The following is a 13,896-nucleotide window of genomic DNA, read 5'->3' on the forward strand; positions in this document are numbered from 1 at the left end:
GCAGCCATGGCAGCCCAATGCGATCCTGGGCAAAACGGTACAGACCGGAAATCGCACGCCACAGACCGGAAATCCGAGGTCCGTCATGGCCGAGACCGTGCCGCAGCCCGCGCAGGAAATCGCCTCGGGCTACGCCGTCGACGGCCCTGCCCTGGAGCTGGGCGCCCTGCTCTGGGACGGGCAGTGCCTGCCCCAGGCGCCGGTCCGTATCCCTTTCTCCATGCTCAACCGGCACGGACTGGTCGCCGGGGCCACCGGCACGGGCAAGACCAAGACGCTCCAGCTGATCGCCGAGCAGCTCTCCGCGAACGGGGTCCCCGTCTTCCTGGCCGACATCAAGGGCGACGTGTCCGGTGTCTCCGCGCCCGGGCAGGACGGCCCCAGGGTGCGCGAGCGGGCCGCGCAGGTCGGACAGGAGTGGCAGGCCGAGGGCTTTCCCTGCGCGTTCTACGGGCTGGGCGGCATCGGCGCCGGCATCCCCGTGCGCGCGACCGTCACGAGCTTCGGGCCGGTGCTGCTCTCCAAGGTGCTCCAGCTCAACCAGACGCAGGAGCAGTCCCTCGGGCTGATCTTCCACTACGCGGACTCCAAGGGCCTGGAGCTGGTCGATCTCAAGGATCTGCGCGCGGTGGTGGCCTTCCTGGTGTCCGACACCGGCAAGGCGGAGCTGAAGAACATCGGCGGGCTCTCGACGGCCACGGCGGGCGTCATCCTGCGCTCGATCACCGCCTTCGAGCAGCAGGGCGCGGGCGGGTTCTTCGGCGAGCCGGAGTTCGACACGAGCGAGCTGCTGCGGACGGCCCCGGACGGGCGGGGTCTCGTCTCCGTACTGGAGCTGCCGTCGGTGCAGGACAAACCGCAGCTGTTCTCCACCTTTCTGATGTGGCTGCTCGCCGATCTCTTCGAGGATCTGCCCGAGGCCGGCGACGTGGACAAGCCGAAGCTCGTGTTCTTCTTCGACGAGGCGCATCTGCTGTTCAACGGGGCGTCCAAGGCGTTCCTGGAGTCGATCACGCAGACCGTGCGGCTGATTCGCTCGAAAGGGGTCGGCGTCTTCTTCGTGACGCAGACACCCAAGGACGTGCCGTCCGATGTGCTGGCGCAGCTCGGCAACCGGGTGCAGCACGCGCTGCGGGCGTTCACACCGGACGACGCGAAGGCATTGAAGGCGACGGTGAAGACCTTCCCGAACTCGGCGTACGACCTGGAAGAGGTGCTCACCGGGCTCGGCATCGGCGAGGCCGTGATCACCGTGCTGAGCGACAAGGGAGCGCCGACACCCGTCGCCGCGACCCGGCTGCGGGCACCGCAGTCCCTGATGGGCCCGATCGACGCCGCGGCGATGCAGGCGGCGGTGACCTCCTCGCCGCTGTACGCGCGCTATGCGCAGGCGGTCGACCGGGAGTCGGCGTACGAGAGGCTGACCGCCGAGCAGCAGGCGGCGGAGGCGGCGGCCGAAGCGGCGGCGCGGGACGCGGAGGCGGCGAAGCAGGCCGCGAAGGACGCGGCGAAGGCGCCGAAGGCCTCGCAGCGGAAGGACGAGTCGCTGGCCGGTCAGGTGATGGGCAGCGGGGTCTTCCGCTCGCTGGCGCGCTCGGTGGGCACACAGCTCGGCCGGGAGATCTCCCGCTCGCTGTTCGGTACCGCCCGCCGCAGACGCTGAGAACGACGCTCCCCCACGCCCGGACGGGCGCGGGGGAGCGGTCCTGCTGGGTGAGCTTGTCGCTCGGTGTTCGTTACTCGGTGACCTCGTGGCCGTGGCCGTCGTGAAGACCGCCGCCGCTGCCGGCGTCGCCCTCCGTCGGGACGGTGGTGACCGGCTTCCTGAGCGAGCTCAGGTCGTGGGCGTACGTGCCGACCGCGTTGGCGATGACGCCGATGTTCACGGCGAACGCCTTCATGTTGATGTTGCTGAGGTCGTCACCCTTGGCGTGGTAGTTCGGGTCGTACGCGACACCGGCGGTGCCGCCGAACTTCGCCGCCTGGGCCGGGGTCTTGAGGCCCTCGGCGCCGGTGAACGTACCGCCGGAGGGGATGCCGACCTCGATGAACGGCCCGTAGTCCGAGCGTCCGGTGAAGTCCGTGCCCTCGTGCGGGGTGCCGCGCTTGTCGAGGAACGTGTTGATGTCCCGCTCCAGCTGCGCCGAGCCCGCCGGGCCGGGGCCCGCGCCCACGCCGTCGGAGTCGTCGCCGTCGTAGACGAAGAGCCCGTAGTTCGGCGAGGCGATCATGTCGAAGTTCAGATAGAGCTTGATCTCCTTCTTCCCGAGGTCGCTGAGGTTCGCGACGTACGCCTCGGAGCCGAGCAGACCGTTCTCCTCCGCGGACCACCAGGCGAAGCGGACCTTGTTGGCCGGGCGCTTCTCGGCCTTGGCCAGCTCCTGGGCGACTTCGAGCAGGCCGGCGGAGCCGGAGCCGTTGTCGTTGATGCCGGGGCCGGCGGTGACCGAGTCGAGGTGCGAGCCGAGCATCACGGTGTTGGCCGCGTTGCCCGTGCGCGTCTCCGCGATCACGTTTCTGGTCGTGCGGTTCTGCTGGAGCTGGCGGATCTCGAAGGAGACGTTCACCGCGCCCTTGGCCAGATCGGCGACGAGCTTCTCGCCGTCCGCCTGGGTGACTCCGCCGGTCGGGATCTTGCCGGTGGCCACGTCGCCCAGGGTGCCCGCGAGCGCGCCCTCGGTGTTGTTGTAGACGATGGCGCCGACCGCGCCGGCGGCGGCCGCGGCGACCTGCTTCTCGCCGAAGGTGCAGCCGCCGCGCTTGATGAGCGCGATCTTCCCGGTGAAGGTTCCGGAGGCGTAGTCGGCGGGCTCGCAGCCCGTCGTCTCGTCCACCGGCACGGCGGCCAGATCGGCCTTGATGCCGCCCACCGGGGTGGACTTGGTGTACGTCATCGCCGAGATCGCGACGTCGCGCGGCGTGGGCGAGACCACGGAGAGCTTCTCGGCCTGCGTCTCGGTGTAGACGAAGTTGAACTCTTCGTACGAGACGTCGTAGCCGTACTTCTTCATCTGCTGGTAGACGTACGCGGCGGACGCGTCGTGGCCCAGCGAACCGGCGGCCCGGTGGCCGCCGGTGGTGTCGGCTATCTGCTGGAACTTCTCCAGATGCTTGTGGGCGTCCTTGGCGGACGCCTTGCCTACCAGCTTCTGGGCGAGCTTCGACGCGTTCTTCGCCGCCTGGGCGCCAGGGTCCTGGCGATGAGCGGCGGAAGGGGATGCGGATGCCAGCAGGAGCGGGGTGGCGAGTGCGGCTGCGGCCATGGTGGCCACGGCTCTGCGACGGGATGCCTTCACAGAGATCCTTCCCGGTGTGGACAGGTGGAAGGGAAGTTAGCGACGCACGGCAGTTCTGTGAACGGATGTGCCTCAACTCACGTCGCAATTCATCTCATTGGCACCAGGAGTGGAGGGATCCGCTTCAACACGCCGATGATCAGTCTCCCTTGGCCGCCTTCGCCGCCGCCTTCATCTCCTGCTTGTGCGCCCGCACCTTGGCCAGGGAATCGGGTCCCGTGATGTCGGCGGCGGAGCGGTAGGAGCCCTGCTCGCCGTACGCGCCGGCGGCCTCCCGCCACCCCGTGGGCCGGACGTCGTACTGCTTGCCGAGCAGCGCCAGGAAGATCTTCGCCTTCTGCTCGCCGAACCCGGGCAGCGCCTTCAGCCGGCCCAGCAGCTCCGCGCCGCTCTGCACGTCCTGCCACACCGCGCTCGCGTCACCGCCGTACTCGTCGACCAGGTACTGACAGAGCACCTGCACGCGCTTGGCCATGTTTCCCGGGTAGCGGTGGACCGCGGGTTTCTCCTTCAGCAGCTCGGCGAAGGCCTCGGGGTCGTACGCGGCGATCGCGGCGGCGTCCAGGTCGTCCGCGCCCATCCGCCGGGCGATGGTGTACGGGCCGGAGAACGCCCATTCCATCGGAACCTGCTGGTCGAGCAGCATCCCGACGAGAGCGGCGAGCGGACTGCGGCCGAGCAGTTCGTCGGCCTCGGGTTGCTGGGAGAGATGAATGGTGGGGCTCATGTCCCGATGATCTCTCCGGGCGCGGCGGGCCGCCAGTGAGCAGGGCGTCCGGGGCGCCGTCCGGCGGACACGCTTGTCGAACGGGACAGCCCTTACCCCTGGAGCAGTCCGCCCGTCGCGAGGAGCTCGTCCACCGCGTCCGTGATCTGCCGTGCCGTACGCCCCTGGCCCCGCGAGAGGTGGTCCAGCAGGCTCGGTGCGAAGGGTGCGAGCAGCAGATGGGCGAGGAGGGCGGCGTCGGCCTGCGGCCGCAGCTCGGTGACGAGCATCGCCACATGGGTGTGCATGGTCGTGTAGGGGCCGCTCGTGTACCGCCCGCACGGTGACGCCGTCTCTCCGGCGACCAGCATCTCCCGCTGGTCGATGACGCGGTCGGCCAGGGCGTGCAGAAAGGCGTGCAGCCGCTCGGCCGGCGGTGCGCCGGGGCCGAGCGGGGGCGGACCGCCGAGGAACGCCGCCTGGAACTGCTTCTCCCGCTCGTCCAGCAGCGCGTTCAGCAGCTGGGCCACGTCGCCGAAGCGGCGGTAGACCGTGCCCACGCCGATGCCGGAAGCCTGGGCGACGGCGTTCATGGTGAGTGCCTCGGGGCCCTTCTCGGCCACGATCGCGGACGCCGCCCGAAGGATTCTGAGCCGGTTGCGCGCCGCGTCCGCGCGCTCGACGGGCGGCTGCCGGTCGGCGAGCGGCAGCTCGGTGCGGTGTGGCACTCCCATGGCACCGAGCGTATCGGACAGGTTTCCGGCCGGTCCCGGACCGTACTTGAAAACTGGATAGCTGTCCGTTTAGCGTGGGCGGCGAACGAAACGGATAATCATCCGTTTCTCTGCGGCGGCCCGTGTGCCGTCCCGCAGCGTGCGTCTCCCCGGAGCGCCTGCCCACGGAAAGAGCCTTGTTCCTCGGAAGGGGACCCCCTCATGGCCACCAAGATCGCCGTCATCTACTACTCCTCCACCGGCAATGTGCACCAGCTCGCGCAGGCCGTCGCCGAGGGGGCCGAGAAGGCGGACGCGGAGGTCCGTCTGCGCCGTGCGCCCGAACTCGCGCCCGACGCCGCGATCGACTCCAACCCCGCCTGGCGCGAGCACGTCGAGGCCACCAAGGACATCGAGGTCGCCACCCACGACGACCTGACCTGGGCCGACGCCTACGCCTTCGGTACGCCGACCCGCTTCGGCAGTGTCGCGGCCCAGCTCAAGCAGTTCATCGACGGCACCGGCGGGCTGTGGGCCCAGGGTGCGTTCATCGACAAGCCCGCCACCGCCTTCGTCTCCGCCGCCAATGTGCACGGCGGGAACGAGTCGACGCTGCTGGCGCTCTACAACACGCTGCACCACTGGGGCTCGCTGATCGTCTCCCCCGGCTACACCGACCCGGCCGTCTCCGCCGCCACCGGCAACCCGTACGGCACGGCACACGCCTCGGGCGCGGGTGAGCCCGGCGAGAACATCCTGGAAGCCGCGCGCTACCAGGGCCGGCGTCTCGCCGACATCACGGGCCGGCTGCTGACCGGCACGCCGACCGCCTGACGCGGCGCCCGAAGCCGGCCGACGCGCGGAGCGCGCGGCTCGCTCCTCTGCGCGGAGGGCGGTTCGCCCACGCCCAGGGCCCGTCCCACGGATCCTGCCCCCGGTTCGCACGCGGACCGGGGGCAGCGGTCGTGATGCGCCCCGGCGCGGCCGTGACGGCCGGTCCGTCCCTCAGCCCGCGCCGCCCCCGCGTCCCAACCGGGCCTCCAGGCCGTCCAGTACGCACTGGAGTCCGTCCTCGAAGCCGTCGTTGCGCGCGCCGTTGGCGTTCGCGTCCCGCTGGGCCGCGTACAGCCTCCGCAGCCGGGGGTGGCCCTGGACCGCCTGTTCGGCGGCGGGCAGCAGGCTCTCCATCAGATCCTGTTCGGCGCGGCCGCTGCGCTTGACCGTCGTCAGCCATGCCGCCTCGGTGGTCGACACCCCGATGACGTACGCGAATACCGTGCTCACGCCCCGGTCCGCCGCCTCCAGCGAGAAGCCGCCGTCCTCCAGCACGCCGAGCAGGGCGTCGGAGAGCCGCATCATGTTCGGGCCCAGATAGGCCACGCCCACCTCGCCGAGCACCGAGACGATCCAGGGGTGCTGCAGGAAGGTCGAGCGGAGGCTGTGGGCGCAGCGTGTGGTGGCCGCGCGCCAGTCCGCGGGGTCGTCGGCGGCCGGCACCTCGATCTCGCCGTAGACCTGGTCCACGACCAGCTCGAACAGCTCGTCCTTGTTGGCCACGTAGGTGTACATCGACGTGGCGCCGGCGTTCAGTCGGGTGCCGAGCTTGCGCATGCTCAGGGCGTCGAGCCCTTCGGTGTCCAGCAGTTCGAGTGCCACGGACACGATCTGGTCGCGGCTCAGGGCCGGCTGTTCCCGCCGCTGCCGCTGGGGCCGCGTCCACACCGACTGGACCTGCTGCTTCTCCGCTGACATCCGGTCTCCTCTTCGTCTCGCCGCCAGGATAGCCCAGCGCACGAACGATGTGCGTCTTGCGTACGCCGTGCGTCAGCCGTACAGTGTTCGGAGTAGCGAACGACGTATGGACGGACTCGGAAAGGCTGGACGATGGAGACCGAACGCCCCGAACGCCACCCACGGCGCTGGCTCATCCTGATCGTGCTCTGCCTCAGCACGCTGGTGCTGGTCATCGACAACATGGTGCTCACGGTGGCGGTCCCTCCGATCACCGAGGACCTCGGGGCGAGCGCGCAGGACATCCAGTGGATCATCGACTCGTACATGCTGGTCTTCGCCGGTCTGCTGCTCACCTCGGGCAGCCTGTCCGACCGCTTCGGGCGCCGGAAGGTCATGATCATCGGCCTGGCGCTGTTCGGGGCGGCGTCGGTGCTCGCCACCTGGGCCGGCAGTCCTGAACAGCTCATCGCCGCCCGCGTGATGATGGGTGTCGGCGGTGCCCTGATCATGCCGAGCACCCTGTCGATCCTGATCACGGTCTTCGACGAGGCCGAGCGGCCCAAGGCCATCGCGGCCTGGAGCGGTGTGGCGATGATCGGCCTGGTCGGCGGTCCCGTTCTCGGCGGTGTCCTGATCGCCAAGTTCTGGTGGGGCGCGGTCTTCCTCATCAACATCCCCATCGCGGCGCTCGCGATCATCGCGGCCGTGGCGCTGATGCCGGAGTCCAAGGGCCCCTGGCGCAAGGCCGATCCGCTCGGCATGGTGCTCTCGATGGCCGGCATGGTCGCCCTGGTCTGGACGATCATCGAGCTGCCGAAGCTGGGCCTCACCGACCCGGCCACGCTGACCTCGCTCGCCGTCACGGTGCTGTGCCTGGGCGGGTTCGCGTACTGGGAGATGCGCGCCCCCTCCCCGATGGTGCCGCTCTCCCTGTTCCGTGATCGCGTCTTCACCGGGTCCAGCTTCTCGCTCGTCCTGCTGACCTTCGCCAACGGCGGACTGATGCTGGTGCTCACCCAGTTCCTCCAGTTCGTGCTGGAGTACTCGCCCACCGAGACCGGTCTCGCCTTCACCCCGCTGGCCGTCGCCGCGCTGCTGTTCAACGTGCTCGGCGCCTCGCTGGTGCAGAAGCTGGGCAACCGCGCCGTCGCGGTCATGGGTCTGATCGTCGTCGCGTCCGGCTTCGGCGTGCTCACGACCCTGTCCACGGACGACGGGTTCGGGATGCTGGCCGCCGCGATGGTCCTCATGGGAGCGGGCAGCGGACTGGCGATGCCCGCGGCGATCGCGGCGCTGATGGGCGCGGTGCCTCAGGAGCACGCCGGCGTCGGGTCGGCGCTCAACGACACGATTCAGCAGGCGGGTGCGGCCCTGGGCGTGGCCATCATGGGCGCGGTCCTGTCGAGCACCTACACCGGCTCGATGCCCGGTTCGGCGCCCGAGCAGGCGCGGGAGTCGATCGGCGACGCGCTCGCCGTGGCCGGCCGCACCGGTGACGCCGGACTGCTCGACTCCGCCCGGGACGCCTTCACGGACGCGATGTCCGCCAGCTTCGTGGTCGGAGTCGCTGGTGTGCTGGCCGCGGCGGTGCTGGCGCTGCTTCTGATGCGGGGGCGTACGCCCGATGCGCAGACCGGTGGCGGGGACGATGCCGTGAAGGACGACGCGGTGAAGGACGCCTCGGTGAAGGACGGGGCGCTGGAGGGGACGGCCGGGCAGACGGCCGGCTGAGGTCCGGCACGGACGGCTCGATGGAGAAGGCCCCGACGGTTCGCCGTTCGGGGCCTTCGGTGTGGTCCGGGTCGTCCGGACCGGGCGGCGCTTCAGGGAGCCGTGAAGAGCTCCGGGAAACGGGGAGCGAGCCAGGGCCTGCGGCCCCAGGCCAGCACCCGGCCCCGGGCGATGGCGCCCCGCGGGTCGCAGCGCCCGAGGGCCATGAGCAGGAAGGTCACCGGCTCGGTGAGGATGGTGCAGTCCGGGCGGCCGGGCGTCCGGGCCTCCACCGCAGCGCTGCCGTCGGTGAAGGTCACGCCGAAGCGGGCGCCTCCCCACAGGCGGATCGTGTACGCGGCGCTCAGCCCGGCGGCCGTGGCACCGTCGACCACCCGCGGCATGGCCACCATCAGGAAAGGCAGGGTCAGCCCGACCCGCGCCCGGTCGATCATGTGCGGACGGCCGAGGGCGCGGGCCACGTCGTAGCCGTGGCCGAGCATGTGCGTCAGCAGGTACGAACCCAGTTCCGCCCGGCTCATCGGGCCGAGCGGGGTGAAGACGATCTCGTCGGGGGAGTTCCGGTCCGCGGCGTCGAGGAAGGCGGCGGCCTGCTCCACGATCATCGCGGCCAGGGGAGCGGCGTCCCGCTCGGCGAATGCGGCGAGCGCGTGTTCGTTGGCGGCCGCCAGGCTCTGCGGTGTGCCGTCGCCGTGACTGCGCTCCCGCCCCGCCGCTATGTCGGCCATCAGCTCGTTGGCCTGCGCGAGATGGGCGGCTGCGGCTCCGAGGCTCCACTGCGAGTCAGGTACCGGGACGCCGGTGTCGCTGACCCCGCGCAGCAGGGCGGCGATGTCCTCGGCGGTGTCGCGTATCGCGTCGGCGAGCCCCTCGGGAAGCGCGCCGTGTATCTCATGCCCTGTTGTCCCTGTCACGGCTCTCCCGGTCCCGGTCCCTCATCCACGGAGGACTTCCGTGGCGGACTTCCACGGCGGATCGCACGGTTCCGCCGGCGAACCTGTTGGAGATCGCCCGCGGTAGACAACCAGGTCGCGGGCACGACGACAAGGTCTCGGTCACGACGAGGAGGGTGCTGGGGCGACCCGCCGGTGGTGGGGTTCCGGATGACCAAAGAATCGAACATATGATTGAATTCGAGCTATGGCCCACACCGCTTTCCCGTCCGACCTGGTGCAGGCCCAGCGCGACTGGAACCGCACATATGCGCAGCTCGCAGAGGGTGCACCGCACTGCACGACGTTGCGCCGCCGCCTGCTGAGACTGTCGGTGCGCGTCCTGTGGCACCCGTACTGGGAGACCGAGCGCGGCCGGTCACCGGCGGCCCGGGTCGAGCTTCGCCGACAGGCAAGGGAACAGTCACAGGCACGGGAACAGGCACGGGATCGGGATCGAGATCGGGACCAGGCACGGGATCGGGATGTGCCGGCTCGCGACTCGTTCCGCGAACGTGACGTGCCGGCTCGCGACACCCGCCGCGTCAGGGATGCGCGCAGGTGATCACTCGTGCCGGTGGTCCTGCCCGCGTGTCCTCGCAGGCAGGCTCTCCCGGCGGGAGAGTGGTCGGATGCGTCTGCGGATCACGTTCATCGCCCTGGCCGTGCTCGCGGCCTCGACCGGCTGCGTTGCCGTGCCCCATACCGGGAAACCGGGTACCCCGGGTCTGGCGCCGGCGGGCGACCGGTCGACGGCACCCCTGGAACCACGGCCGACGGAGCCCGTGAACCCACGCCACCGCCCGACCCAGGCGCCCGTGCGCGAGACGCTCGCGGTGACCGGACCGGGCGCGGCGGCCACCGGGGCTCCGGCACGCCAACACCCCGAGGACCGGCCGGTGTCGGCTCCGCGCCGCGGGGCACAGGAGCCACCGGCGAGGCGCGCCCGGCCCGCGGCCGAACGACGTGCCCAGCCCCCACGGCCCCGGCGGCCGCGCCCGGTCGTCCGGGCCCCGCGCCCCCGGCAGACGTACGACATGCGCAGCCTGTGCGCGATCTCCGACGGCATCGCCGATCCGTCGCTCACGGAGCTGTGCCGCGGGGCGTACGGCCGATGACGACGGCGGGTCGGGTCAACTCGCGCGTACACAGGAACATTTCGCCGTGGCAGGCCCGTCCCCGTCCCCGTTCCGGTCCGGGAGGGGCGGTCCCGTCGGCGGTGCACCCGTAACTCACCAGTTCCCACGGGATATCCGCAACCGGTGACCACGGAATGCCGTTAGCGACTAGCCCTGCCTTCTCGACCTGCCTGGGAGTCCTTCTGTGGCCGCAGACACCATCAATACCCATCCGCCCGTGCCCGGTGTGAACGCCGTCCCCGGCCAGGTCTCCGACAGTGGCTGTGCCGAACGGCCGGTGGAGGAACAGGACTTCACCTTCGCGGGCTTCCGCTACACGTGCCGTGTCGCGCGAGGCGCGCGTCCCGATGCCGAGCCCATTCTGGTGCTGGGCGGGTCGTCGCAGGACCGCTTCTCCTGGACGCGCCACGAGAAGTGGCTCTCGCACGCGCATTCCGTCATCACCGTGGATCTCCCTGGCTACGGCAGCGCCGACTTCCTTCCGGCGACGTACGGCATCGACTTCCTCGCCGCGGCCGTACGGGACCTCCTCGACTCGCTGGAGCTGCCCCGGGTCCATCTCGTGGGCGCCTGCTACGGCGGTGCCATCGGTCTGCGGTTCGCCCAGCACTACCCCCACCACGTCGCCCGGCTGATGCTCGTCGGTATGACGACGAGGATCCCGGACGACTACGCCGCGGCCATGGTGCGCTGGGACGGCATGATCCGGGAGGGGCGGACGGAGACGATCGCCCGCGAACTGGCCGACCGCTTCATGTCTCCGCCCGGCACGGGCCGCGTCCGCAAGCACGCCGCCGTGGCCCGCCTGGTCCACCAGCAGATCGCCTCGCAGAGCCCCGAACAGCTGCGGAAGTCGGCGGAGCACAACACCCGTCTGATGCGCCACGAGTGGTACCGGCCCGAGCCGGTGCCGCACATCCCCAGCCTGGTCGTCACGGGCGAGCACGACACGCTGACCACACCCGCCATGGGCCGCGACGTGGCCGCGTGTCTGCCGGCGGGCCGGTTCATGACCATCGACGAGACGGACCATCTCGCGCCGGTGGAACGCATCGCCGACTTCGCGGACCTGGTGACGCGTTTCTGCACCGACAGGACGCTGGAAGGGCTGTCCTACGCGGCGGAGCCGGAGACGGTCGCGTTCGCCGGGGCGTCCTGACGTCGTGACCACGGCGGGGTCGAGCGCCGCGAGCGTCACCCACGGGGCCGCGAGGCGGGCCGGGACCCGGATGAGCCGGACTGTGCTCCGAGCGCCCGAGAGCCGGTCGTAAGCGGACCGTTCGTACGCGGACCGTTCGTACGCGGACCGTTCGTACGCGGGCCGGTCGTAAGCGGACCGTTCGTACGCGGATCGGTCGCACGTGGGCTGTTCGTACGAGGGAACAGGGTGCCGCCCGGCGCCAGGGGTCCCCCTCCGGAGCCGGGCGGTCCCGCATCGGCAGCGTCCCAGGTCTGCCGGTGCGGTCGGTGGCAGTGGCCGCCGCTCGCGACCCCTCCCGCCACCATCGATTCGGAACCGGGCCGCCCGGAGCTTGGTCGCCTGAGAGAACATCACCCGCCCGGTCCACCACGGCCCCGCCCGGCCGGATCCAGCCTTGCCGGGGTTGGAGCCGCGGGTTCGGGGCGGGGCCCCGCAATGGGCCCGGGCTTTGAGGCGACCCCCCGGCCCGGGACTGTCTCGCGCGTCCTGCGGGGTTGTCCTCGATCGCGGGCCGAACTGAGGGTGAACGTCCTTGTCGGCAGCAGGCTCTTCGGCTTTCGCCGGGGAGGGCCCGGTAAGTCCAGCCTCGCCGGCGTTTGAGGCGCGGGGTTCGGGGCGGAGCCCCGCAACGAGCCCGGGCCTCGAAGTGACTCCCGCCCGGGGCCGTCCCGCCCGCCCTGCGGGCATGGCCTCGATCGCCGCACGGGCTCGCGCCGCAGCCCCCTCTCCCGCCGCGGCGATCGAACGATCTTCATTCGACTGAGTGATGCACCAATCCGCCCGCCGTCCTGGTTCCGAACTGTGTTTGTGACGATGACCAGGACGAACATCTGCCGGAACGGGTTGGCCGCGGTGAGCGGCCTGCTCGCCGGCTGTGCGGCGCTCGCCGTCGCCGAGTTGGTCTCGGCCGCCGTCAGGCCCGAGGCCGGACCGGTGACCGCGGTGGGCGGAGCGGCCATCGACCGGACACCCGCGGGCCTCAAGGACTGGGCGATCCGCAGCTTCGGGACGAACGACAAACTCGTCCTCCAGCTGGGGATCCTGGCCACGCTCGCCGCCCTCGCCCTGGTGCTCGGACTCGTCGCGCTGCGCTTCCGGCGCGTGGGGTCGGCCGGTGTGCTGCTCTTCGGCGTGGTGGGTGCGGCCGCGGCCGTCGGCCGCCCCGACTCGACCGGAGCGGTGGACGGGCTTCCCTCGTTCGTCGGCGCCGTCGCGGGGGCGGCGCTGTTGTACGTCCTCGTCGGACGGCTCACGGCCCGCCGCGAAGCAGCCGATGCCGGTGCCGAACTCGGGTGGGACCGGCGGGGGTTCCTCGCCACCGCGGGCGCGGCCGCTCTCGTCTCGGCCGGCGCCGGAGCCCTCGGCCGCGGCCTCAACACCTCGCGGGGGAAGGACGCAGTCGCCTCACGCGCCGCGGTGAACCTCCCGGCCGCGGCGTCCCCGGCTGCTGCCGTCCCGGCCGGTGCCTGGCTGCGGGCACCGGGCATCAGCCCGTTCTCCACGCCCAACAAGGACTTCTACCGGGTGGACACCGCGCTGGTGGTCCCGAAGGTCGACGCGACCCGCTGGCGGCTGCGTATCCACGGAAAGGGCGTCACGCGCCCGGTCACGTACACGTTCCAGGATCTGCTGGCACGGGAGTTGATCGAACGCGACATCACCCTGACGTGCGTGTCCAACGAGGTCGGCGGCCCGTACGTGGGCAACGCCCGCTGGATCGGGGTGCGTCTGGCCGACCTGCTGCGCGAGGCGGGCGTCAGGCCGCCACGCCGGGGCGGCCCCGCCGACCAGCTCGTCGCCCGGTCGGTGGACGGCATGACGCTCGGCACGCCGGTCGACGACGTGATGGACGGCCGTGACGCGATGCTCGCGGTCGGGATGAACGGCGAACCGCTGCCGCTCGCCCACGGGTTCCCGGTCCGCATGATCGTCCCCGGCCTGTACGGATACGTGTCGGCCTGCAAGTGGATCGAGGACATCGAACTCACCACGTTCGCCGACTACGACCCCTACTGGGTGAAGCGGAAGTGGGCCCGTAAGGCCCCCATCAAGACCCAGTCGCGGATCGACACCCCCAAGCCGTTCGCCCGGCCCGCGGCAGGCACCGTCATGGTCGCCGGTGTCGCCTGGGCCCAGCATCGCGGCATCGACCGGGTCGAGATCCGTGTCGACGACGGCCCCTGGCGTCCCGCCGACCTCGCCGCGCAGGCCACCACGGACACCTGGCGGCAGTGGTCCTACCCGTGGAAGGCCACGCCGGGCAGCCACACCCTCACCGTCCGCGCCACCGACCGGACGGGCGAAGTCCAGACCGACAGACGTGCCCGCACCATCCCCGATGGAGCGAGCGGCCGGCACTCGGTGGTCGTCACCGTCGACTGAACCGGCACCCCCGGGCCTGCCCCCAGGTTCCTCAACCCCTCCGTTGGTGACACAACGTCACT

Annotated in this window: 11 protein-coding genes; 6 read left to right on the forward strand and 5 right to left on the reverse strand. The window is 71.1% G+C overall.

The genetic code is table 11. From position 1 onward, the window contains the following. The first annotated feature begins 85 nt into the window (after positions 1-85). Complete coding sequence (locus RPQ07_RS19400; RefSeq protein ID WP_313945433.1) at positions 86-1,663, forward strand: helicase HerA-like domain-containing protein; 1,578 nt, start codon at positions 86-88, stop codon at positions 1,661-1,663. A 73-nt stretch (positions 1,664-1,736) separates the two neighbouring features. Here RPQ07_RS19400 and RPQ07_RS19405 read toward each other — a convergent pair whose 3' ends face one another. From RPQ07_RS19405 to RPQ07_RS19415, 3 genes are all read right to left on the reverse strand, one after another. Further along, on the reverse strand, positions 1,737-3,272 hold the full coding sequence (locus tag RPQ07_RS19405; protein WP_313948948.1) for a M28 family metallopeptidase: 1,536 nt from the start codon (positions 3,270-3,272) through the stop codon (positions 1,737-1,739). Between the two features lie 163 nt (positions 3,273-3,435). After that, positions 3,436-4,023, reverse strand: coding sequence for an HhH-GPD-type base excision DNA repair protein (locus RPQ07_RS19410; protein WP_313945434.1), 588 nt, complete (start codon positions 4,021-4,023; stop codon positions 3,436-3,438). A 92-nt stretch (positions 4,024-4,115) separates the two neighbouring features. After that, the gene (locus RPQ07_RS19415) at positions 4,116-4,736 is read right to left on the reverse strand and encodes a helix-turn-helix domain-containing protein (RefSeq protein ID WP_313945435.1); all 621 of its coding nucleotides are present in this window, start codon (positions 4,734-4,736) and stop codon (positions 4,116-4,118) included. A 201-nt stretch (positions 4,737-4,937) separates the two neighbouring features. On the opposite strand from RPQ07_RS19415, the gene wrbA reads away from it, so the two are divergent. Beyond that, on the forward strand, positions 4,938-5,549 hold the full coding sequence (gene wrbA, locus RPQ07_RS19420; RefSeq protein WP_313945436.1) for an NAD(P)H:quinone oxidoreductase: 612 nt from the start codon (positions 4,938-4,940) through the stop codon (positions 5,547-5,549). Positions 5,550-5,720: 171 nt separating this feature from the next. On the opposite strand, the gene RPQ07_RS19425 is transcribed toward wrbA, so the two are convergent. Further along, complete coding sequence (locus tag RPQ07_RS19425; RefSeq protein WP_313945437.1) at positions 5,721-6,467, reverse strand: TetR/AcrR family transcriptional regulator; 747 nt, start codon at positions 6,465-6,467, stop codon at positions 5,721-5,723. Positions 6,468-6,599: 132 nt separating this feature from the next. Here RPQ07_RS19425 and RPQ07_RS19430 point away from each other — a divergent pair, with 132 nt between their 5' ends. Then, a complete protein-coding gene (locus RPQ07_RS19430; RefSeq protein WP_313945438.1) occupies positions 6,600-8,180 on the forward strand; it encodes an MFS transporter in 1,581 nt (526 codons plus the stop codon). Between the two features lie 92 nt (positions 8,181-8,272). Here RPQ07_RS19430 and RPQ07_RS19435 read toward each other — a convergent pair whose 3' ends face one another. Continuing rightward, the gene (locus tag RPQ07_RS19435) at positions 8,273-9,094 is read right to left on the reverse strand and encodes a maleylpyruvate isomerase family mycothiol-dependent enzyme (protein WP_313945439.1); all 822 of its coding nucleotides are present in this window, start codon (positions 9,092-9,094) and stop codon (positions 8,273-8,275) included. Between the two features lie 650 nt (positions 9,095-9,744). On the opposite strand from RPQ07_RS19435, the gene RPQ07_RS19445 reads away from it, so the two are divergent. The 3 genes from RPQ07_RS19445 to RPQ07_RS19455 all read left to right on the forward strand — a co-directional run bounded on the left by RPQ07_RS19445 (position 9,745) and on the right by RPQ07_RS19455 (position 13,834). Continuing rightward, a complete protein-coding gene (locus tag RPQ07_RS19445; protein WP_313945440.1) occupies positions 9,745-10,230 on the forward strand; it encodes a hypothetical protein in 486 nt (161 codons plus the stop codon). 205 nt (positions 10,231-10,435) lie between these two features. Beyond that, the gene (locus RPQ07_RS19450) at positions 10,436-11,410 is read left to right on the forward strand and encodes an alpha/beta hydrolase (protein WP_313945441.1); all 975 of its coding nucleotides are present in this window, start codon (positions 10,436-10,438) and stop codon (positions 11,408-11,410) included. 855 nt (positions 11,411-12,265) lie between these two features. After that, the gene (locus RPQ07_RS19455) at positions 12,266-13,834 is read left to right on the forward strand and encodes a molybdopterin-dependent oxidoreductase (protein WP_313945442.1); all 1,569 of its coding nucleotides are present in this window, start codon (positions 12,266-12,268) and stop codon (positions 13,832-13,834) included. Positions 13,835-13,896 lie beyond the last annotated feature (62 nt).

Source organism: Streptomyces sp. AM8-1-1, assembly GCF_032229325.1.
Lineage (GTDB): Bacteria > Actinomycetota > Actinomycetes > Streptomycetales > Streptomycetaceae > Streptomyces > Streptomyces achmelvichensis.